This is a genomic window from Flavobacterium sp. HSC-32F16 (assembly GCF_024171645.1).
Lineage (GTDB): Bacteria > Bacteroidota > Bacteroidia > Flavobacteriales > Flavobacteriaceae > Flavobacterium.
The window spans coordinates 578,535-597,970 of the sequence record NZ_JALKAC010000002.1 but is presented as its reverse complement, the minus strand read 5'-3'; the positions used below and the strand labels follow the sequence as shown (position 1 = coordinate 597,970).

Genomic DNA, 19,436 nt, shown 5'->3' with positions numbered 1-19,436 from the left:
TTTTTAATCTTTCGACCTTTGTCAAAGTTTGAAACTTTAACAAAGGTTTTTCATGTAGCATTATTTATCTCGTTTTTAAACATAGCCCGTGGTTTCAACCACGGGAAACGGATTGTGATTCTGATTGTGTCCCCGTGGTTGAAACCACGGGCTATATTTTAATATTATAGATAGAAAATCTTTGTAGAGTTACTCGCGAATATTTGCTTCGCCTATTCGCTATCGCTTCGGTCTCCTTCGTCGAAATAACAAACAGTACGTTAAAATTAGAATTACAACAAAACAGAAAAATCCGCAAAGCTTAAAAAAAACTTTGCGGACTTTGCGTAAATCTTAGCGTCTTTGCGGTTAAAAAACAAAAAACCAAAAGTGTCATAAATCAAAAAAGCCATCCACAAAAGTGGAAAGCTTTTCATTGGTCTAACTACTAAACCAGCTACGAGTTACAAAGTCGTAGCAAAACAACACAACTAATCTTAGATACCGTATTTGGGCAAAAAAGCCTTTCCGTTAAGAAAGGCTTCTCCCAATATTGCGGTCTGGACGGGACTCGAACCCGCGACCCCATGCGTGACAGGCATGTATTCTAACCAACTGAACTACCAAACCTCTGCGTTATTGCGGTTGCAAAGATAGTACAGAATTTCATTTCTGCAAGTGTTTTTGTAAAAAAAATCAAATAAATTTTAAAATTATTATCCAAAGTTTTGTTTTTCAACTAAATATGTAGTCAATATTTTTTCAAAATTATCCCCAACATTTACCGGAACGTACTTAATTTGGTTCTTCGCACAGGTTAAAGCCAAGTTTTTAAAATAAGCTTCTACCCTTTTTTCATATTCTATTTTAACATTATCAGCAAAAATTGAAACCTCTTCGCCTGATTCTAGGTCAATAAACTTTCTTGGTGTATTGTCAAAATCAAATTTCAATTCAGTTTCATTATCAACTACATGAAACAAAACCACTTTATGTTTGTTGTGTTTAAGATGCTGTAAAGCGTTAAAAAGCTTTTCATCATCTTCTGTCTGAAACATATCGGTAAACAAAATAATCATCGAACGGCGGTGCATTTTCTCTGCTATTTGATGCAGATATGTAATGGTATCGGTCGTTTTTTTGACTTTTGGCTGTACTAATAATTCTTCCAGTTTATTCAAAAGCATTCTATGATGACGATCGCTTCCTTTTTCCGGTGCGTAATATTCGTATTTATCGGAGAAAACGCTTAAACCAACGGCATCACGCTGTTTCTTTAAAATATTCATTAAAACTGCCGAAGCCAAAACCGCAAAACCAATCTTCTTTTCATAAAAGGGCTGATTCGATTTGAGTTCCGGATAATGCATTGAAGATGAATTATCGACAATAAGATGACAACGCAAATTGGTTTCTTCCTCAAAACGTTTGGTGTACAAACGGTCGGTTTTGGCAAATAATTTCCAGTCGATATGTTTGGTGCTTTCGCCTGCGTTATAGACTTTATGCTCCGCAAATTCGGCCGAAAATCCATGAAACGGACTTTTATGCATTCCTGATATAAAACCTTCCACAACCTGATTCGCCAGCATTTCGAGATGCTGAAAACTGGAGACTTTCTCTATTTCCGATTCAATTTTCATTCGGTTTCCTTTTTAATATTTTGTGCTTTATAAAGCAAATCTGTCGCCTGAAACAATTTACGCTTCAAGATCGGACTAAAATTAGGGTTTTCTTTTAAGAATCGCTGTACTTCATCAAAAGCAAATTTCGACGAATATTTCCCAATCGTATTATCCAGCCAGTCTTTCGGGAAGAAAATATCTCCCGTGCGCTGAATTTCATCAACCAAATCTAATGAAAATCTAATATATTTCTGCGCACTTTCCTGACGAAGCGGATGATGAATATTCGCTAAACCAACCGAAACCCAAGATTCTTTCTCGCGGTTTGCATCGTCTTTTAAAGATTCCATAAACGCATTTCGAACCGATTCGTCTTTTGATAATGAAGGCAATAAAAACTCAAAACGCTTTTGTTTATCCGGATTTGTGAAAGATGTTCTGGTTTTCTCCAAAATCTCATCGGCTTTTGGATGTTTGAAAATCGCCAAGTTCATCGCTATATTGGTATAATCGTCTTCGTTTAGTTTCAAATTCGGAATCGAGATTTCTCTGTTCCAAACTTTATATAAACTGGCTTTCGCCGAATTAGAATAGGCAATCGAACTAAATAATCCGAATAATGTCTTTTTGATATTGGCCGATAAATTAGCCTGCAAACGCTCATTCAAAATACCCTCAATCTGTTTCTGAACTTTATTCTGTTGTTTTTCGGTAAAAAATCTCCAATAAATCGTGTTCAAACTATTGGAAGCAATTCTTAAAACCAATTCATTTTGCTCTGTTTGAATTCCTTTTAAAAAATAATCAAAAGCTTTGTCTGGAGCAACATTTCCAATCAATGTGTTTTCGTAAAGATTGCTGTAACTCGAAGCTCTTGCAACCTCATCTTTCAACGCTGAGATGAAATTTAAATTATTCCCGTCAAGCGGAAAAACCCCGTATCCAAAACCATTATAATTGTAAACAACAGCAAGTGGTTTTTCTAATCCCTCCGCTTCTTTTACAACACTATTTTCGTCATTAATATTGACTGATAAAACTTTTACTTCTTTAGCATAAACTAAACCAATCTGAAAAACCTGAGGCCAAATATTCTCCGATTTATCTTCCGCTTGTTGTTGAATTCCAAAGCTTTTAATTCGGTTTTTAGAATCATATTCGACTTTATCTGTAAAAATGGCTCTTCCCGATTTATTTACCCAAACCTCGCTCCATTTTTTCATATCAAGCGGCGTTTCGGCATCCAGAAGTTCTACCAGATTATTCCAGTCGGCATTGTCATTCGCGTACTTCTGAATGTATTTTTGAATTCCTTTCTGAAACGCATCTTTTCCCATTGAAGCCTCTAACTGACGCATCATAATTGGTGCTTTGTTGTAAATTATAGCGCCATAAAGTGATCCTGCATTCTTTAAATTCTCCAAATGCTGTTTGATCGGATGTGTGCCCAAAGATCGATCTTCCGCGTAAGCGCTAGGATAATGCGCCGTAAAAAACTGCAGATTATGATTGACTTTTGGGAAAATTGGATTCATGATTTTGTCTGCCATAAAGTTCGCAAAAACCTCTTTCATCCAAACATCGTCGAACCATTTCATTGTAACCAAATCACCAAACCACATGTGCGAGGTTTCGTGCGCGATCAATTTTGCACGATTTAATTTCTCGCTGTCGGTGGCACTGTTATCCAAAAACAAAGTCGATTCTCTATATTGAATGGCTCCGACATGTTCCATTCCGCCATATTGAAAAACGGGAATTGAGGCAAAATCTAACTTCTGAAACGGAAATTTATAATTGGTATATTTTTCTAGAAAGTCTAAAGATTGTTGATGTAAATTAAAAATAGTATCAGCGCTTACGCGAAATTTTTCCGGACTGTTTTCACGATAAAGCATCGTCATTTCTAAACCAGGTTTCTGCGTGGCGCTTTTGAATTTTCCTGCTACGAAAGAGAATAAATACGTACTCATTTTATCTGATTCTCCAAAAGTATAAGTCGTAAAATCTCCTTTTTCGAGTTTCTCATTCACATCGGCTCCAGCCAAAACCGACCAATCTTTTGGCACAGAAAGTCTTAATTTATAAGTCGCTTTTATATCAGGCTGATCGAAGCACGGAAATAAAGTACTCGCACGGTCTGGAACTAATAGAGTATATAAAAAATCGTCATTTCTATTCAATGATAAATTGCCTGCAATAAATGAAATGGAAACCGTGTTTTTTCCTGAAACCAAAGCCGAAACCGGAATTACAATATGTCCATTTTCATGAACGACTGAAAGCTTTTTTCCATTCGCTTCAACAGTTTTTAGATGGGAAGTTTTCTCTTTAAAATCTAAAATTAGGGGCTGACTTAAATCAGATAAATTTAGATATACGAATAATTGTGAATTTATATTTTCTGCCTTTTGATTCGGTATTTCAAAAAACAAAGTGTATTGAAGATCTGAAATTTGTTTTTTACGAAAGTGCGCCAATTGTTCTGAAACACCATTTTCTAATAATACATTTTCTTTTTCTTGCGAAAAACCATTGAAAATCAAGAGAACAAAACATAGAAAGGTGTATAGAATTTTCATTTTTTCAGGAATATAAGATTCGCTAAAAATAAAAAATAGTTTGCCACGAATTGCACGAATTTGCACGAATTAAAATTTAAGTCTGAGTTTTTTCCACAGATTAAAAGAATTAAAAGGATTTTTAAATCTGTGAAAATCCTTTAATCTGTGACAAAATTTTTAAATCAATTCGTAAAAATTCGTGTAACCAGGTAATAAAAAAGGCTTGACTTTCGTCAAACCTTTTTTATATAAATCATAATCTTACGATTACAACAAAGCGTCTAAGCTGTCAGCGTAGGTTTGTTTTGGAGCAACTCCAACTTGTTTTCCTACTACTTCACCGTTATGAAACACCAAAACGGTTGGTATGTTACGCACACCATATTTAGCAGCAAATTCCTGGTTAGCATCTACATCAACTTTTCCAACCACAACTTTTCCTGCATATTCATCGCTTAATTGGTCAATGATTGGACCAACCATTCTACAAGGACCGCACCATGCTGCCCAAAAATCCACCATTACTGGTTTATCTGATTTTAAAACTACTTCGTCAAAAGTAGCATCTGTTATTGCTAATGCCATAATTATTTTTCTTTAAAGTTATTCTCAGCTCTTATCTCGGGGAGACTTTTTAAATACTTTCAGAACTGAGGTACAAAGTTAAAAATTAAAAACAAATCATACACCATTCATAAATTACTTTTGGTTATAAATGCATCGTCAATAGTTATAACATTTCCATGTGCTTTATTTACAAGCCATAATCTGCTGATAAACATATTCGTTTTTTATTCTTATCTTTAATGATCCCGAAAATCCACAGCAATGAAGGAAACTCTACTTAAAATAAAAACATTTTTCCAGTCGGTTCATTTTAAAAAATACGCCAAACGTTTTGGTATTTTTATTTTGATATTAATTGGATTGCTTTTATTGGCTTGCGGCGGATTATCTCTTTATTTCAATCAGAATAAAACCGAAATTATTGCGAAAATCAACACCAAAATAAATGAGAACATAAACGGAAAGTTTCATATTGGCGATTTTCAATATAAGTTTTTAACCGGTTTCCCGAATTTTACTTTGGCTTTAAAAGATGTTGAACTCAAAGACAATAAGTGGAATACGCATCATCATACTTTACTGAAAGCACAGGAAATCGAGGCACGTTTGAATGTTTGGAGTTTATTGCAAAATGAAGTCAACATTCATAAAATCCTGATTAACGACGCCAATATTTATATTTATAAAACCAAAGACGGCTATACAAACTCCGACATTTTTAAAGCGAAAAAGAAAAAATCTCCAGAAAACAAGTCAAAACCCGAAACTACAATTGATGAAATCGACCTCAGCGATGTTCATATTATTATTGATAATCAACTGGGAAATAAATTGTTTGATTTTGATGTTCACAGTTTAAAATCAAAAGTAGATTACGATGGAGACGACTGGAATACCGATTTATTTTTAGATACTCAAATAAACAGTCTGGCTTTTAATACCGTTCATGGAAGTTTCGCCAAAGAAAAAGAACTCAAAGGAACGCTGGCTGTTTCTTATCAGGCTGACAAACAAAAAATTGATGTTTCGACCAAAAACCTAAAAATTGGTTCTGACTCATTTGATATTGTGGCTTATTTCAACGTTAGCAAAACCAATTCCCTTTTCGGAATCAATATTAATACGCGTATTTTATGGAGCAATGCGTCTAATTTATTGTCCGGAAATATCAGCTCAAAGCTCAATCGGTTTGATTTGAAAAAACCAATCGATGTAAACTGCGACCTAAAAGGCGATTTAAACGTTCATGACGATCCTAAAATCGTGGTTCAGGCTGCAGCCAAAAACAACGAACTTACCATTCCCGACGGGCGAATTGACAAATGTAATTTCAGAGGAATTTTTACGAATAATTTCAAACCAAAAGACGGGTTTAACGATCCAAATTCGGCTGTTATTTTAACCCGGTTTTCAGGAGAATATGAAAATATTCCGCTTTCAATTCCGCAAGTTGTCATCAGCAATCTAGAAAAACCCATAGCAACCGGAAACGTAAGTTCTGATTTTGATATCGAAAGACTCAATCAGGTAAGTAACGAAAAGTGGATTCATTTTGAAGATGGCCACGCCAAAGCCAATTTGAAATTTCAGTTTGATATTGTCGATTTGTACATTACCAAGCCAAGATTTATTGGAAATGTTGATATTGATGACGCTTCGTTTCATTATATTCCGAAAAACATTCAGGCTGTAAAAACCAATATTCATCTCAATTTTACCGAGAAAGCCTTAATCATTAAACAGATTGCTTACAAACATAAAAAGAACACCATTTTTATAGACGGGAAAATCGATAATTTCCTGAACTTGTATTATGACGCACCCGAAAAAATGGTTGTAAACTGGAATATTTACTGCCCGAATATCGATCTTAAACAATTTTTGGGTGTTTTGGCTTCTTCACAAAAAAAGAAAGCCGCTATAAAAAACAATAAAAGAACTACGATTTCCAATCATTTGCGAAACGTAATCGAAAATTGTGTTGTGGTAATCGACATTAAAGCAGATAAAATAAATTACAACAAACTTACCGCGACCAATACCAAAGCAACAATCTCAATGCTGAATTCTAAATTGGTTATAAAAAATGGTTCGCTACAGACTTCTGGCGGAAGCATTACGTTTAACAGCGAAGTTTTGCCAAGTGGAAAAAATTATGCTTTTAGCTCAAATGCTCAGGTAAACCGGGTTGATATTGCTAGTTTTTTAAGATCGTTCAACAACTTCGGAATCACGTCTTTTAATCCAAATAACATAAAAGGAAGATTAACGAGCACTGCAAACGTAAGCGGTTTTATAAACAGCCAAGGCGAATTAATTACCAATTCGATGCACGGAAAACTGAATTTCACAGTCAGTCAAGGCGCATTGCTCAACTTTGAACCAATTGTAAAAGTGGGCAAATTTGCTTTTCCGTTTCGTGATGTCAATAATATAACTTTCAGCGATTTATCCGGAAATCTCAATATGCGAGGCGAACAAATCGACGTTAATAATTTAACCATAAGTTCAAGCGTCCTAAACATCGATGTAAATGGAGTTTATTCTTTTGGCCGAGGCACCAATCTCGCCCTGACAATTCCTCTAAGAAACTCTAAAAACGACGCCAAACTAGCCAGCAAAGCCGAACGTGATGCGGTTCGCGAACGTGGTATTGTACTTCATTTACTTGCCGTTGATGATGAAGGGAAAATGAAAATTAAGTGGGGGAAGAAGGAGAAGTAAAAAACAATTATGACATATTCTGAAAACAAAATAAAGGTACTGCGTTTCGAAGAGGAAAATGGTTTTTATACAACTCCTCAACGAAGCCAACTTATGTCAAAAATTAAATCAAAAGATACGAAACCAGAAATTCTCTTTAGAAAAGAATTATGGAAAGCTGGGTTAAGGTATCGAAAACACAATAAAAAACTTCCTGGCAATCCAGACATTGTTAATCAAAAACACAAATTGGTTATTTTTATTGACGGTGAGTTTTGGCATGGCTATAATTGGTCTGAAAAAAAACTAAAAATTAAGACCAATCGAGAATTTTGGATACCAAAAATAGAGAGAAATATGCAACGTGATCAGGAAAACAAATTAAAGTTAGAAAAGTTAGGTTATAAAGTTTTTCGATTTTGGGAACATGAAATTAAGAAAGAAACTAAAAAATGTGTCGAGTTAGTTTTTTTGTATTTAAATGATCTTTAGCAGATTAAAAAACGAAATTTTTTTTGTTCCAATTTAGAACAAAAAATACGCTTAATTATGAGTTTTTTTCATTTATTTTTGTAACCATTGTATAATGTTAAACAACTTGGTTATGAGTGATTATATTTCATTGTCTGAAGCATCAGAACTATTAGGAAAGAGCAAAGAAACTTTGAGACGTTGGGATAATGAAGGTAAATTGAATGCTGTACGCGAACCTATGAGTAATTATAGAATGTACAAAAAATCAGAAATTAACACCCTCTTTTCAAGTTTTATAGATGATGAAATACAAGAAACGGTTTCCAATTACGCAGAACCGGAACATACTTATACTGTTTTGGAGCTTTTTGCCGGAGCAGGTGGATTAGCTATCGGAATGGAAAAAGCTGGTTTAAAATGCGTTGCTCTTAACGAAATCGATAAATGGGCATGTGAAACATTAAGAAATAACAGGCCAAACTGGAACGTGTTAGAAGGAGATATAAAACAATTCAATTTTTCTGAATACCATAATAATGTGGATGTTGTAACTGGTGGTTTTCCATGTCAGGCATTTAGTTATGCAGGAAAAAAACTCGGTTTAGCTGATGCTCGAGGAACATTGTTTTATGAATTTGCTAGGGCAGTAAAAGAAGTAAACCCTCCAATTTGTATTGGAGAAAATGTTCGTGGATTATTAAACCATGACAACGGCAAAACAATACAAGGTATGATTTCAATTTTAGATGAAATTGGCTACAATGTTGTACCTGTTCAAGTCTTGAAAGCAATTAATTTTAACGTTCCGCAAAAAAGGGAAAGATTAATTTTAGTTGGTATTAGAAAAGATATTGATTTGAAATATGAATACCCAAAACCATATAAAAAGATTTACAATTTAAAAGACGCTTTAAAAAAAGGTGATTTATTTGATTCCGACGTTCCACATTCAGGAGGTTCTAAATATCCCAAAAGCAAAGTTGATGTTTTAAAATTAGTTCCACAAAAAGGATATTGGAGAGATTTACCTGTAGAGATTCAAAAAGAATTTATGGGAGGGAGTTTTTATTTGGGTGGAGGAAAAACTGGTATTGCACGAAGAATTGGTTGGGATGAACCTTGCCTAACATTAACTTGTAGTCCTGCGCAAAAACAAACAGAAAGATGTCATCCAGAAGAAACAAGACCATTTACAGTACGCGAATATGCTAGAATTCAAACATTTCCTGACGATTGGAAATTTGCTGGATCTATCGCTCAACAATATAAGCAAATTGGTAATGCAGTTCCTGTCAATCTAGGTAAGGAAGTTGGATATTCTATTATAACTTTTCTTAATCAATACTATAAAATGAAAAAATAATTTATTACTTTGTAAAAAAAGTAACATCATTTTATGCCAACTAGAGAAGAAGTTTATACGATTGCCCGAGAAACTGTTATTAATTCCATTTCTAGGTATATAAGAAACAGACAAAATGTAATCCCTAACTTCCAGATTTTAGATTTAATTATTCCTACAGAAAGAAAAATAAGATCAATTGTTGGCGGAATGGAAACCTCTTTAGGAACTACCTTATGGGAGCCTCTTGCAAAAGCAATAGCTCAATTAAATGGATTTGAAGTAGTAAATAGTAATTTATTAGCCCCTTCAAATATGCCAGCTATTTTACAAAATACCGTACAGATACTTATAGAAGGTCGAAATAACAGAAACGCTCAATATAATGCTGATCATTGTCATGATCGAATTAGAGAAGCTTGTCAGATTTTTTTAAGAAATCCTATAAATGATTTTGTATTACCTCCAAGAGGTTTCGGAGTTGATATTTGGCTAAAAAAGAATGATGTGAATTATTTTTTTGACACTAAGACTGTTCAAGCCAATGTTGGGGGTTATGCCAGATGCTTTTCTCAAGTACTTAATTGGTATGCCTATTTTTATTCAAGATATCCAGACCAAAATTCTAGTGCAAGAATAGTTTTCCCTTACAATCCCTACGGACAGGATGACTTTTGGACAAGAACTATAGGCAGAGGTTGGCCACTTGAACCTAATAATGAAGGTTGGGTTCAAGATGATTTTTGGAATTTTTGTTCTGGTTTAGAAGATACCTACTCAATAATACATAGTGCATTTGTAGACATCTCTCAAACAGGCGATTTGGAAGAAATCATACAACAAATTTTCTACGGTGATAATTAATAGCCCTGCTTTATTAACATATATAATCTCAAAACTGGAAAATTTTACGTTTCTGGAGCAATGATATCAAGAAGAATTTAGATGCTTGTATTCTCGAAATTCAAAACGCAATAAACGAAAAACAAACTATAAAATAAAAAAGCCACTTCGCAGTGGCTTTTTACATTTTCTTAATCTTCAACCTCAAAATAAGGATTTAAAATCTCAGCTAATTCATTCAGCCAATAATAACCTTTTTCAAGATTTATTTTCTCCGTTTGAAAAGTTTCGCAATCCCGAATTATACTTAAAGCAATTAAATAATTGATTTGTCGAATCGCTTTTGCCAGACTTTCCGGATCAACAGTTTTATTGAAGAAATCTACTAAACGAATTTCTGTTTCTTTGGAAAGGGTGTTTGTACTCATGATCTTGAATTTTAGGAATATAAAACCCGCATGGGTTAGCTGTCCTACGCCTTCAAGAAAGCGCTGCAGTTGTTTCCAATACCGCCAGCATACCACACGGGCAAAAAGTTTTTTTGTGATCATAATCTTGAATTTTAGGAATTGCAAATATATCAAAAAACTCGAGCAGATTATCTCGTTTTCTTACAATTTAGTTTGTTTGCTGATACAGAGTTTGTAGTGCGATTCCTCCTTCATCAGAATTAAAATTTAACCCTAAAAATATCATAATGTTTTATTAACTCCCTTGGCTTTTTCTTTTTAAATAAATAGATTTGAGAAACAATCATTAAATATAAACCGTTATGAAAATTCAAATCAACACCGACAAAAACATCGAAGGACACCAAAGATTAGAAAAATATTTCTCTGAAGAATTAGAAAAAGGCTTAGCGCGTTTTGAAGATAAAATCACACGCATTGAAGTACATTTTGGAGATGAAAATGGCGAAAAATTCGGCTTAAACGATAAAAAATGCGTTCTTGAAGTTCGTACAGCAGGATTACAGCCTTTAACTGTTACAGAACATGCCGAAACTCTTGAAAAAGCTTTTAGCGGTGCTTTGAGTAAAGCAAAAAAATCATTGACTACTACTTTCGAAAAACTGAAAGCACATTAATTTATATATCGACAATTTAAAAGTGGCATTATCTCAAATCAGGATAATGCCACTTTTTGTTTTAAGACGGTTTCTGTTTTTCTGTAAATAATGAATTCGTTTACAATTAAGATAATTATAACGCTTTTCGGTATTGTAAAAAGTAAATTTGCAGTCCCAAAATCAGAACTTATTCCTGATTGGGATTATTACAATAAATTATTAAAACAGAATTCATGAAAAAGCATTTACTTCTATTATTAATTACAGTCTTTTTAGGTTTTGGCACAAAGGCGCAGGTAAAATCAGCCGAAACCAATGTTTTGGTTTTGATTTATTCTCAAAATGGCGGAACGTACAAAATGGCAAAAGCAATTGCTGAAGGAATTCAGGAATATCCAAATACAAAAACGACTCTAAAAAGAGTTCCTTCCATAAATCCAAAAGAAAAACTAAATGCTGATGTCGAGAAATTACCAATTGCCACAATCGAAGAATTAGCCAATTATGACGGAATCGCTTTTGGAAGCCCGGTTCATTTTGCCAATATCAGTGCCGATATGAGTTCTTTTTTCAGTCAAAGTATTCCACTTTGGACCTCAAGAGCTTTAGAGGGGAAACCAGCGACTGTTTTTATGTCGGCAGGATCCGGAGCAGGAAAAGAAGCTGCGATTTTATCTTTTTGGAACATTCTCGCTTCACACGGAATGGTAATTGTACCAACGGGAATCATGGGAACAGCGACTTTAGACAAAACAGTTCCGCAGGGAAATACGCCTTTTGGTGCAGCTTCATTAGCGGGATCAACGGGAACGCGACCTTCTCAAAGCGAATTAAACCTGGCTAAAGAACAAGGAAAAGCTTTGGCAAGAGCAGCATCGGGATTAAAAAACACAGAAAATATAAAAGGTGTAAAAACAACTTCGGCAGAAACTAAAATCGACATCAATAAAACATTAAAAGACAATAATATTGTACTTCCGGAAGCGCCTAAACCGGTTGGAAATTATGTTCCGTACACGATTTCAGATCATAAAGTTTATATCAATCAAGTGGCATTAAAAAACGGAAAGATTTTAAATCCGGGCAAAATTGGCGCATCAGTTACTGATGATCAGGCCAAAGAAGCCACTTACCAAACCATGCTTAATGTAATTGCGGTATTAAAAGATGCTTGCGGAGGCGATTTGAGCAAAGTAAAACAATGTGTGCAATTAACGGGATTTTTTAATACTACTCCAGAATATACGCAGCACGCAGCAATTATGAATTCGGCTTCAAACTTAACGGCATTAGTTTTTGGAGAAAAAGGAAAACATGCCAGAGCAACAACAGGCGCTGTTTCTTTACCTAGAAATTCGGCTGTAGAAATTCAGGCCATTTTTGAAATCGAATAAAACTATTGATTTAAAATAAAAAACCCGAATACAAATTGTATTCGGGTTTTTTATTTTTATGATTTTGGCAGCGGCGCTCCTACGGCAACATCACATCGATGGCCTGGTTGTCCGTGCGCCGGATTCATTCCTTCTGCTACGGTTTGGCTTCCTTCTGTACTTAATAAAGCCGGAACTGGATTTGCTGCCGGCGGAGGTGTAACGGTAAAATTCTTTGTTGTGCTTCCGCCTTGTGGTGTTGATGTAGACGCAGTAGTTGTTGCTGCTGGTGAATTTAAAGGCGATCCAACCGGAATGTCGCATCTGTGACCTGGTTGTCCGTGAGGCGGATTCATTCCTTTTGCTGTTTTTACAGGCGTTGTTGTTGTCGTAACCACATTTTTTTGATTCGGGTTTGCCTGAACTGTTTGTGCAGTTTGTGCTTGGGCCGTCTGCACTTGCTGTGTTGGTGCCGAATTTAATGGCGCTCCAACGGCAATATCACAGCGGTGTCCCGGTTGTCCGTGAGCAGGATTTAATCCTTTCGTATCACTTAAAACGGTATTTGGATTTGAAGGTGAAGCTTGCGCCTGCTCAACCACTGACGGTGTTTTTGTTGTATCTTTTGCAAGTCCAAGTCTAACCAATTCAGATGTTGAAGTGCTTTCTTGCGGTTCTAATTCTTTCTTGCAGGAAACAAAAAGTAATGAAGAAATAACCAGTGAGCTTATAAAGATTTTAGAATTCATAATTTGGGATATTTTTAAAGCACTCAAATATACTTGTTTTTTCGGGATTACACCAAATAAGAAATCTAAGATAATTGAAGTTTAACTTAGTCTGTTTTATTAATTAGCAAGGAATATTTGACCGCAGATTTAGCGGATTTGGCAGATTATTTAAGTTTTTAATTTGCTTTCCACTTAATCTCGCAAAGTCTCAGAGACGCCAAGTTTAATTTTCTTTGCGACTCTGAGACTTTGCAAGAGACAGCAATAGCTTTAATTTATATCCGTTTAAATTCGTAAAATCCGTGTGCCAGTCTCACATCAGTTTAAAAAATTCTTACCTTTAAAGTCAAATAAATTCTCTCATGAAAAAAACACTTTTACTATTATTATTCGCTGTTTCTTTTGCAAACGCTCAAACTGACAAAGACAAAATCAATCAAACGCTTGATGCGTGGCACAAAGCGGCAGGCGAAGTAAAATTTGATGCTTATTTTAATGTTTTGGCAGATGATGCTATTTATATTGGAACTGATGCAACCGAAAACTGGACTAAAAAAGAGTTCGCTGTTTGGGCAAAACCATTTTTTGACAAAGGAACAACCTGGAATTTTAAAGCTCTGGAGCGTCATATCTTTTTTGACAAATCAGGAAAACTGGCTTGGTTTGATGAATTATTAGATACACAAATGAAAATCTGCCGTGGTTCTGGGGTTTTGGTAAAAGTGGGGAAAGAATGGAAAATCCAGCATTACGTTTTATCCATGACTGTCCCAAATGATGAAGTTGATGCTGTAACCAAAATAAAAACACCTATTGAAGACGTTTTGATTGCGAAGCTTCAAAAAAAATAAACATTTTTTGGTTTTATTCTTATAAACATAACTTTTCTAGTACGTTACAAATTCAGATATCAAATAAATTATAATACAATTGGCAATATTGGCCGTTTTTTAAGCCCTTAAAATGAAATTACGTCAAAAAAACGAGTTGTATTTTACAAAATTGACTAAAATAAAAACCTAACCACTATTTTTACAGCCCTTAAAATCAAAATATTTAATTTTTTATAACTTTGACCCCAAAAAAAATAGGGTTCATTAAAGTATTTTAAAAATGAAAATAGAAAAACGCTGGATCATTTCCTTTATTATGATAAGTGTCGTTTGCACTATAGGTGCATTTTGGCCAACGGTGACTGAAAATAATTATGTTTTATCTGAATTTGGAACTACTGATCATATTGTTCCTGCCGATGTTGCCTGGATGCTTACATCGAGTTGTCTGGTTTTAATCATGACGCCGGGATTATCTTTTTTTTATGGCGGAATGGTAGGCAAAAAGAATGTAATTTCTACTATGCTTCAAAGTTTTATCTGTTTGGGAGTTGTAACTCTTTTATGGGTGGTTGTCGCTTTTAGTCTTGCTTTTGGAGAACCGGTTGGTTTTGGTTCCGGAGATCATTTTTACAGCTTTTTTGGAAATCCCACTACTTTTGCTTTTATGGATTATGTTGGCGTTCTCCCTCATAAACAATTGGCAAATACGATTCCGTTTATGCTTTTTGCTTTGTTCCAAATGAAATTTGCCATTATTTGTCCGGCAATTATCACGGGTTCATTTGCAGAACGTGTTCGTTTTATCTCTTATTTAGTTTTCATCAGCTTATTTACCATTTTTATATATGCGCCTTTGTGTCATGCCGTTTGGTATCCAACGGGTGTTTTAGGAAGTTATTTTGGTGTAAAAGATTTTGCAGGAGGAACTGTGGTACACATGAGTTCCGGTTTCGCGGCTTTGGCAGGAGTTATTGTTTTAGGTAAAAGAAAAAACAGCCAGCACATTCCAACCAATATTCCGTTTGTATTATTAGGGACGGGAATGTTATGGTTTGGATGGTTTGGTTTCAACGCCGGATCTGCTCTTGCTGCTAACGGAACTGCCGCTATGGCTTTTGCAACGACTACTACTTCATCTGCAGCTGCCATGTTAACCTGGATTTTCTTTGACAGAATGAACGGAAGAAAAGTTTCGGCTCTTGGTGCGTGTATTGGTGCTGTTGTTGGTCTGGTTGCCATTACGCCGGCTGCAGGATTTATTTCTGTTCCTGAAAGTATGTTCTTCGGATTTGTGACAGCTTTGGTTTCAAACTCAGCTGTAAATTGTCGTTTTTCAAAAAGATTTGATGATACGCTTGATGTTTTTGCCTGCCACGGTGTTGGGGGAATTATGGGAATGATTTTAACAGCCATTTTTGCTCATGGCGAAAATGCAAGTTTATTACACGGAGGCTGGAGCGTTTTTGGTCATCACATGATGGCATTAGTTCTGGTTTCGTTATTTACTTTCTTCGGAGCTTATTTCTTGTTTAAAGTAACTAATTTCATCATTCCGTTGAGAGTTTCTGAAGAATCAGAACACATCGGGTTGGACTTATCACAGCACGATGAAACTCTTGATCCAAAATTAAAGCCAATTACTGAACCGCATTACGGATAAAAAGATTTTTTTTCGCCTCGAATTGCACAAATTTCCACTAATTCATATAGTATTCATTTTAAGTATACTGTCAAAAAAATTCGTGAAAATTTGTGAAATTCGCGGCTAAAAATTAAATATATCCCCTGCAGGAGATTTTTATCTAATCAACATTTTTTCTACCGATATTTAATTCCTAACGGAGCATTTGGTAGAGATTATACATCGGTAAATCAATGTTACATACTTTAATGTTGTCCGGTAGGGACTATACACGATTAACCAGTTAAAAAATCTTTTTAATCTGTAAAATCTGCGGCGGAAAACTTTTAAAACCTAATTCCGCTATTTTCATTCGTTTATATTCCTTAATTTTGCTCAAAATTTTTATAAAAAGTGGGAAGTAAAAATAAACTTAAAAGATTCAGAGAAAACGAAACATTTGAAAACGTTTTTCAACCAACAAGAGAAGAAGTTGTAGGCAATTTAATGCCTTTGAGAGGAAAATGGAATTCTGATTTCTTTAAAAATGACAATCCTCTGGTTCTAGAGTTAGGATGTGGAAAAGGTGAATACTCAGTTGGATTAGCAGAAAAATATCCTAACAAAAATTTTATCGGAATAGACATTAAAGGCGCGCGTTTCTGGCGTGGTGCCAAAACTGCTGTTGAAACCGGTCTTCATAATGTTGCTTTTGTTCGTACTCAAATCGAGTTGATCAATCATATTTTTGCCGAAAATGAAGTGGATGAAATCTGGATTACTTTTCCGGATCCGCAGATTAAATACAAAAGAACTAAACACAGAATGACGAATTCTGAGTTCTTGAAATTGTACAAAAAAATCCTTAAAAAAGACGGTGTCGTAAACCTTAAAACCGACAGCGAATTTATGCACGGTTACACACTTGGACTGCTTCACGGTGAAGGGCATGAGGTTTTATACGCCAACCATAATGTGTATAAAAATGAAGGAAGTCCTGAAGAAGTGACTGCGTTCCAAACTTTTTACGAGAAACAATATTTAGAGATTAACAAGGCAATTACGTATATTCGTTTTAAAATTAAAGACTAATTTAATTTTAAAACATTTCTAACCGCATAAACAACTGAATGGTATATCTTACTCCATTACTTTCGGGCTTTATTGCTGCTGCAATTGGGATTATTCCGCCAGGTTTGATCAACATGACAGCTGCCAAAATAAACCTGAAAGAAGGTAAAAAGAATGCTTTATGGTTTGTTATTGGTGCTGTTTTAGTAATCTTTTTTCAGGTTTATGTTGCGGTTTTATTTGCAAGAGTAATCGACAACCGGCCAGATGTTTTAACTTTATTGCGTGAAGTTGGTTTTGTTATTTTTGCGATCTTAACTATTTACTTTTTGTTTATTGCCAAAGAGCCCAAAACGAAGAAAAAATCGAAGATTAAAAAGAGCAGTAAAAAAAGTCGTTTCTTTTTAGGAATGCTGCTTTCTGCATTGAACTTTTTTCCAATTCCATATTATGTTGTAGTAAGTGTAACTTTAGCTTCATACCACCTTTTTGTATTTGAAAATATAATTATTTTCACATTTGTTTTAGGCTCAATCCTAGGTTCTTTTGCCGTTTTATACAGCTACATTGCTTTCTTTGGAAGAATAGAAAAGAAAACCGATTACCTGATGCGAAATATGAATACTATTATTGGAAGCATTACAGGTCTTGTTGCCATTGTAACACTTTTTAATATATTGAACTATTATTTCGGGTAAAATATAGACCGCAGATTTTCCAAAAGGATGTTTTTTAATATTAATCCGCTGCATCTGCAAAATCTGCGAGAAACATTTAAGAATCATTTTTATTCGTGTATCCCGATAGCTATCGGGAGTGGCTAAAAACTAATTTATGGCTGAAGAGAATTTTTTCGAAAGAGTTTATGCGGTTGCCAGACAAATTCCGTACGGAAAAGTAACTTCTTATGGCGCAATTGCAAAGGCTTTAGGAACCGCACGTTCTGCACGAATGGTAGGCTGGGCTATGAATGCGTGCCATAATATGGATGATGTTCCTGCGCACAGAGTGGTAAACCAAAAAGGACTTTTGACAGGAAAACATCATTTTGAAGGAACGAATTTAATGCAGCAGCTTTTAGAAAGCGAAGGCATTAAAGTCGTTGACAATCAAATTGTAGATTTTGAGAAACATTTTTGGAAACCTGAAATTCAGGGCTAAACTTTTCACCATATAAGTATATAAGTTCATTTCACTGTGAACTTAATCCTGCTCAACAAACTTTGACAAAGTTGATCGACTACAAAAAAATGCTCTTCTATTTAAATGAATTTATATCACTTATATGGTTCAAAAAAAGCTAAATCAAACAGATCACAAAACTGGTTTTATCTTCATCGGTTTGGTAGCTTAAATAACCGCCGTGCGCTTCTATGATGTTTTTAGAAAGTGTTAAACCAATTCCTGCACCGTCTTTTCTGGTGGTGAAAAAGGGAAGAAATACTTTCTCCTGGATTTCAGGATCGATTCCTTTTCCGTTATCCGAAATCGTGATAAAAAACCGATTGTTTTCGTTATAACTCGATACATACATTTTCTTTTCGCTCTTTTCTTTTAAAGCGTAAATACTATTGGTAATCAAATTAATAATTACCTGTTCCATCTGGTTTTTATCTATTAAAATCGAACGCGAACTGTGAACATCATTTATCAATTCAATATTTTCTTCTTTCAAAATCGGACTCATAATTCTAAGGCAGTCTTCAAGTAAAGAATTAATTGGAGTCATTTGTTTGGTTGGCATTGGCAGCATAGCCAGTTTGCGATAATTTTCAACAAAAGCCTGCAAGTGGTCACTTCTGTTTATAATGGTCGAAATACTGCTTTTAATATCTTCTAAATCATCTTCTTCTAAATTTTCCTGATCGACAATATGAAGTAAATTCTGCGAAAGCGCCCGAATTGGCGTTAAGGAATTCATTAATTCATGCGAAATAATTTTCATTAAATTAATCCAGGCTTCTTTTTCTTTTTTCTCAATAACACGCTGGATACTATCTAATAAAATAATAAAATATTCTTTATTATAGGTTTGAGTTCGTGAAGTCTGCAGCATAAAAGTCTGTAAATCCTGATCTTCAATTTTGATAGAAATAGCCGATTTTAATTCGCTGAACTCTGTTTTTTCGATTTCATTACAAAGTGAAGGGAGGTAGTTTTTAAGATATTTCCAATGGCTCACTTTGGGCACTTTAAATAAATCTGAGAAACATTCATTTATCAGGAAAACATTCCAGTCCTCATTTTCTTTCTCTAAAATTAAAGCGGCACTATCAATATTATTCAAAAGCGAACGATAAATTAATTCCTTAGATTTTTGTTCTTGCTGCTGTACTTTCAGCGTTTCATATAACAGATACAAATTTTCAAAGTTGTCTTTTTTATTCTCCTCCGGAAAGTTGGTTGAAAAATCATTTTGCAAAATAGAAAGCAAGGTTCTGTCATAAAACTGCAATTGGTTTTTAATAAAAAAATACATTTCGGCCAGCATCAAAAATGCAAAAAAACCAACCAAAAGCGCATTGTAATAAAACATTTTATAGATAAGGAAAAAGCAAAAGAAAAAGAGTACCATAACAAACAGAACTCTCACAAAAAAGGCATTATAAAATTTCCAGTTTTTCATTTCGTATTTTTT

17 protein-coding genes and 1 tRNA gene are annotated in these 19,436 nt (G+C 34.6%); 11 read left to right on the top strand and 7 right to left on the bottom strand.

Going from position 1 to position 19,436, the window contains the following annotated elements:
- Window positions 1–535 precede the first annotated feature (535 nt).
- The 4 genes from L1276_RS09195 to trxA all read right to left on the bottom strand — a co-directional run bounded on the left by L1276_RS09195 (window position 536) and on the right by trxA (window position 4,753).
- Window positions 536–609: transfer RNA gene (locus L1276_RS09195), tRNA-Asp, on the bottom strand.
- 86 nt (window positions 610–695) lie between these two features.
- A complete protein-coding gene (locus L1276_RS09190) occupies window positions 696–1,622 on the bottom strand; it encodes a DUF58 domain-containing protein (RefSeq protein ID WP_253787055.1) in 927 nt (308 codons plus the stop codon).
- Window positions 1,619–4,186, bottom strand: a complete 2,568-nt coding sequence (locus L1276_RS09185; protein WP_253787053.1) for a M1 family aminopeptidase — start codon at window positions 4,184–4,186, stop codon at window positions 1,619–1,621. The genes L1276_RS09190 and L1276_RS09185 overlap by 4 nt, the downstream gene beginning before the upstream one ends.
- Window positions 4,187–4,435: 249 nt before the next feature.
- The gene (gene trxA / locus L1276_RS09180; protein ID WP_012023423.1) at window positions 4,436–4,753 is read right to left on the bottom strand and encodes a thioredoxin; all 318 of its coding nucleotides are present in this window, start codon (window positions 4,751–4,753) and stop codon (window positions 4,436–4,438) included.
- Window positions 4,754–4,996: 243 nt separating this feature from the next.
- Between trxA and L1276_RS09175 the strand changes: the two genes are divergently transcribed.
- The 4 genes from L1276_RS09175 to L1276_RS09160 all read left to right on the top strand — a co-directional run bounded on the left by L1276_RS09175 (window position 4,997) and on the right by L1276_RS09160 (window position 10,118).
- Window positions 4,997–7,459, top strand: a complete 2,463-nt coding sequence (locus L1276_RS09175) for an AsmA-like C-terminal region-containing protein (protein WP_253787051.1) — start codon at window positions 4,997–4,999, stop codon at window positions 7,457–7,459.
- A 9-nt stretch (window positions 7,460–7,468) separates the two neighbouring features.
- Entirely contained in the window at window positions 7,469–7,930 is a 462-nt protein-coding gene (locus L1276_RS09170; RefSeq protein WP_253787049.1) for a very short patch repair endonuclease, read from the top strand.
- Window positions 7,931–8,036: 106 nt separating this feature from the next.
- Window positions 8,037–9,275, top strand: a complete 1,239-nt coding sequence (gene dcm, locus L1276_RS09165; RefSeq protein ID WP_253787853.1) for a DNA (cytosine-5-)-methyltransferase — start codon at window positions 8,037–8,039, stop codon at window positions 9,273–9,275.
- Window positions 9,276–9,308: 33 nt separating this feature from the next.
- Window positions 9,309–10,118: a TdeIII family type II restriction endonuclease gene (locus L1276_RS09160; RefSeq protein WP_253787048.1), complete on the top strand. Its 810-nt coding sequence runs from the start codon at window positions 9,309–9,311 to the stop codon at window positions 10,116–10,118.
- Between the two features lie 170 nt (window positions 10,119–10,288).
- On the opposite strand, the gene L1276_RS09155 is transcribed toward L1276_RS09160, so the two are convergent.
- Window positions 10,289–10,648, bottom strand: a complete 360-nt coding sequence (locus L1276_RS09155) for a hypothetical protein (RefSeq protein ID WP_371924156.1) — start codon at window positions 10,646–10,648, stop codon at window positions 10,289–10,291.
- Between the two features lie 221 nt (window positions 10,649–10,869).
- Between L1276_RS09155 and L1276_RS09150 the strand changes: the two genes are divergently transcribed.
- Both L1276_RS09150 and wrbA read left to right on the top strand, forming a co-directional pair.
- Window positions 10,870–11,184: an HPF/RaiA family ribosome-associated protein gene (locus L1276_RS09150; RefSeq protein WP_253787046.1), complete on the top strand. Its 315-nt coding sequence runs from the start codon at window positions 10,870–10,872 to the stop codon at window positions 11,182–11,184.
- A gap of 215 nt (window positions 11,185–11,399) precedes the next feature.
- Complete coding sequence (gene wrbA, locus L1276_RS09145; protein WP_253787044.1) at window positions 11,400–12,560, top strand: NAD(P)H:quinone oxidoreductase; 1,161 nt, start codon at window positions 11,400–11,402, stop codon at window positions 12,558–12,560.
- Window positions 12,561–12,616: 56 nt separating this feature from the next.
- Here the strand turns inward: wrbA and L1276_RS09140 are convergent, their stop codons facing one another.
- Window positions 12,617–13,288, bottom strand: coding sequence for a hypothetical protein (locus tag L1276_RS09140; RefSeq protein WP_253787041.1), 672 nt, complete (start codon window positions 13,286–13,288; stop codon window positions 12,617–12,619).
- 344 nt (window positions 13,289–13,632) lie between these two features.
- Here L1276_RS09140 and L1276_RS09135 point away from each other — a divergent pair, with 344 nt between their 5' ends.
- The 5 genes from L1276_RS09135 (at window position 13,633) to L1276_RS09115 (ending at window position 17,959) form a co-directional block, all read left to right on the top strand.
- Window positions 13,633–14,121, top strand: coding sequence for a nuclear transport factor 2 family protein (locus L1276_RS09135; protein ID WP_253787039.1), 489 nt, complete (start codon window positions 13,633–13,635; stop codon window positions 14,119–14,121).
- A 262-nt stretch (window positions 14,122–14,383) separates the two neighbouring features.
- Entirely contained in the window at window positions 14,384–15,766 is a 1,383-nt protein-coding gene (locus L1276_RS09130) for an ammonium transporter (RefSeq protein ID WP_253787037.1), read from the top strand.
- Window positions 15,767–16,141: 375 nt separating this feature from the next.
- Complete coding sequence (gene trmB / locus L1276_RS09125; protein WP_253787035.1) at window positions 16,142–16,819, top strand: tRNA (guanosine(46)-N7)-methyltransferase TrmB; 678 nt, start codon at window positions 16,142–16,144, stop codon at window positions 16,817–16,819.
- 38 nt (window positions 16,820–16,857) lie between these two features.
- Window positions 16,858–17,496 (top strand): LysE family transporter, encoded by a 639-nt coding sequence (locus tag L1276_RS09120; protein ID WP_253787033.1) that lies wholly within the window; start codon window positions 16,858–16,860, stop codon window positions 17,494–17,496.
- Window positions 17,497–17,632: 136 nt separating this feature from the next.
- Window positions 17,633–17,959 carry an MGMT family protein gene (locus L1276_RS09115; RefSeq protein ID WP_012023414.1) on the top strand — a complete coding sequence of 109 codons (327 nt, stop codon included), beginning with the start codon at window positions 17,633–17,635 and terminating at the stop codon, window positions 17,957–17,959.
- A 139-nt stretch (window positions 17,960–18,098) separates the two neighbouring features.
- Here the strand turns inward: L1276_RS09115 and L1276_RS09110 are convergent, their stop codons facing one another.
- A complete protein-coding gene (locus L1276_RS09110) occupies window positions 18,099–19,424 on the bottom strand; it encodes a PAS domain-containing sensor histidine kinase (RefSeq protein ID WP_253787031.1) in 1,326 nt (441 codons plus the stop codon).
- Window positions 19,425–19,436: the final 12 nt, after the last annotated feature.

Bases quoted from the DNA above. Each gene is read 5' to 3' on its own strand.
- L1276_RS09190 (WP_253787055.1), bottom strand. From the start codon at position 1,622: ATGAAAATTGAATCGGAAATAGAGAAAGTCTCCAGTTTTCAGCATCTC.
- L1276_RS09185 (WP_253787053.1), bottom strand. From the start codon at position 4,186: ATGAAAATTCTATACACCTTTCTATGTTTTGTTCTCTTGATTTTCAAT.
- trxA (WP_012023423.1), bottom strand. From the start codon at position 4,753: ATGGCATTAGCAATAACAGATGCTACTTTTGACGAAGTAGTTTTAAAA.
- L1276_RS09175 (WP_253787051.1), top strand. From the start codon at position 4,997: ATGAAGGAAACTCTACTTAAAATAAAAACATTTTTCCAGTCGGTTCAT.
- L1276_RS09170 (WP_253787049.1), top strand. From the start codon at position 7,469: ATGACATATTCTGAAAACAAAATAAAGGTACTGCGTTTCGAAGAGGAA.
- L1276_RS09160 (WP_253787048.1), top strand. From the start codon at position 9,309: ATGCCAACTAGAGAAGAAGTTTATACGATTGCCCGAGAAACTGTTATT.
- L1276_RS09155 (WP_371924156.1), bottom strand. From the start codon at position 10,648: ATGATCACAAAAAAACTTTTTGCCCGTGTGGTATGCTGGCGGTATTGG.
- L1276_RS09150 (WP_253787046.1), top strand. From the start codon at position 10,870: ATGAAAATTCAAATCAACACCGACAAAAACATCGAAGGACACCAAAGA.
- wrbA (WP_253787044.1), top strand. From the start codon at position 11,400: ATGAAAAAGCATTTACTTCTATTATTAATTACAGTCTTTTTAGGTTTT.
- L1276_RS09140 (WP_253787041.1), bottom strand. From the start codon at position 13,288: ATGAATTCTAAAATCTTTATAAGCTCACTGGTTATTTCTTCATTACTT.
- L1276_RS09135 (WP_253787039.1), top strand. From the start codon at position 13,633: ATGAAAAAAACACTTTTACTATTATTATTCGCTGTTTCTTTTGCAAAC.
- L1276_RS09130 (WP_253787037.1), top strand. From the start codon at position 14,384: ATGAAAATAGAAAAACGCTGGATCATTTCCTTTATTATGATAAGTGTC.
- L1276_RS09120 (WP_253787033.1), top strand. From the start codon at position 16,858: ATGGTATATCTTACTCCATTACTTTCGGGCTTTATTGCTGCTGCAATT.
- L1276_RS09115 (WP_012023414.1), top strand. From the start codon at position 17,633: ATGGCTGAAGAGAATTTTTTCGAAAGAGTTTATGCGGTTGCCAGACAA.
- L1276_RS09110 (WP_253787031.1), bottom strand. From the start codon at position 19,424: ATGAAAAACTGGAAATTTTATAATGCCTTTTTTGTGAGAGTTCTGTTT.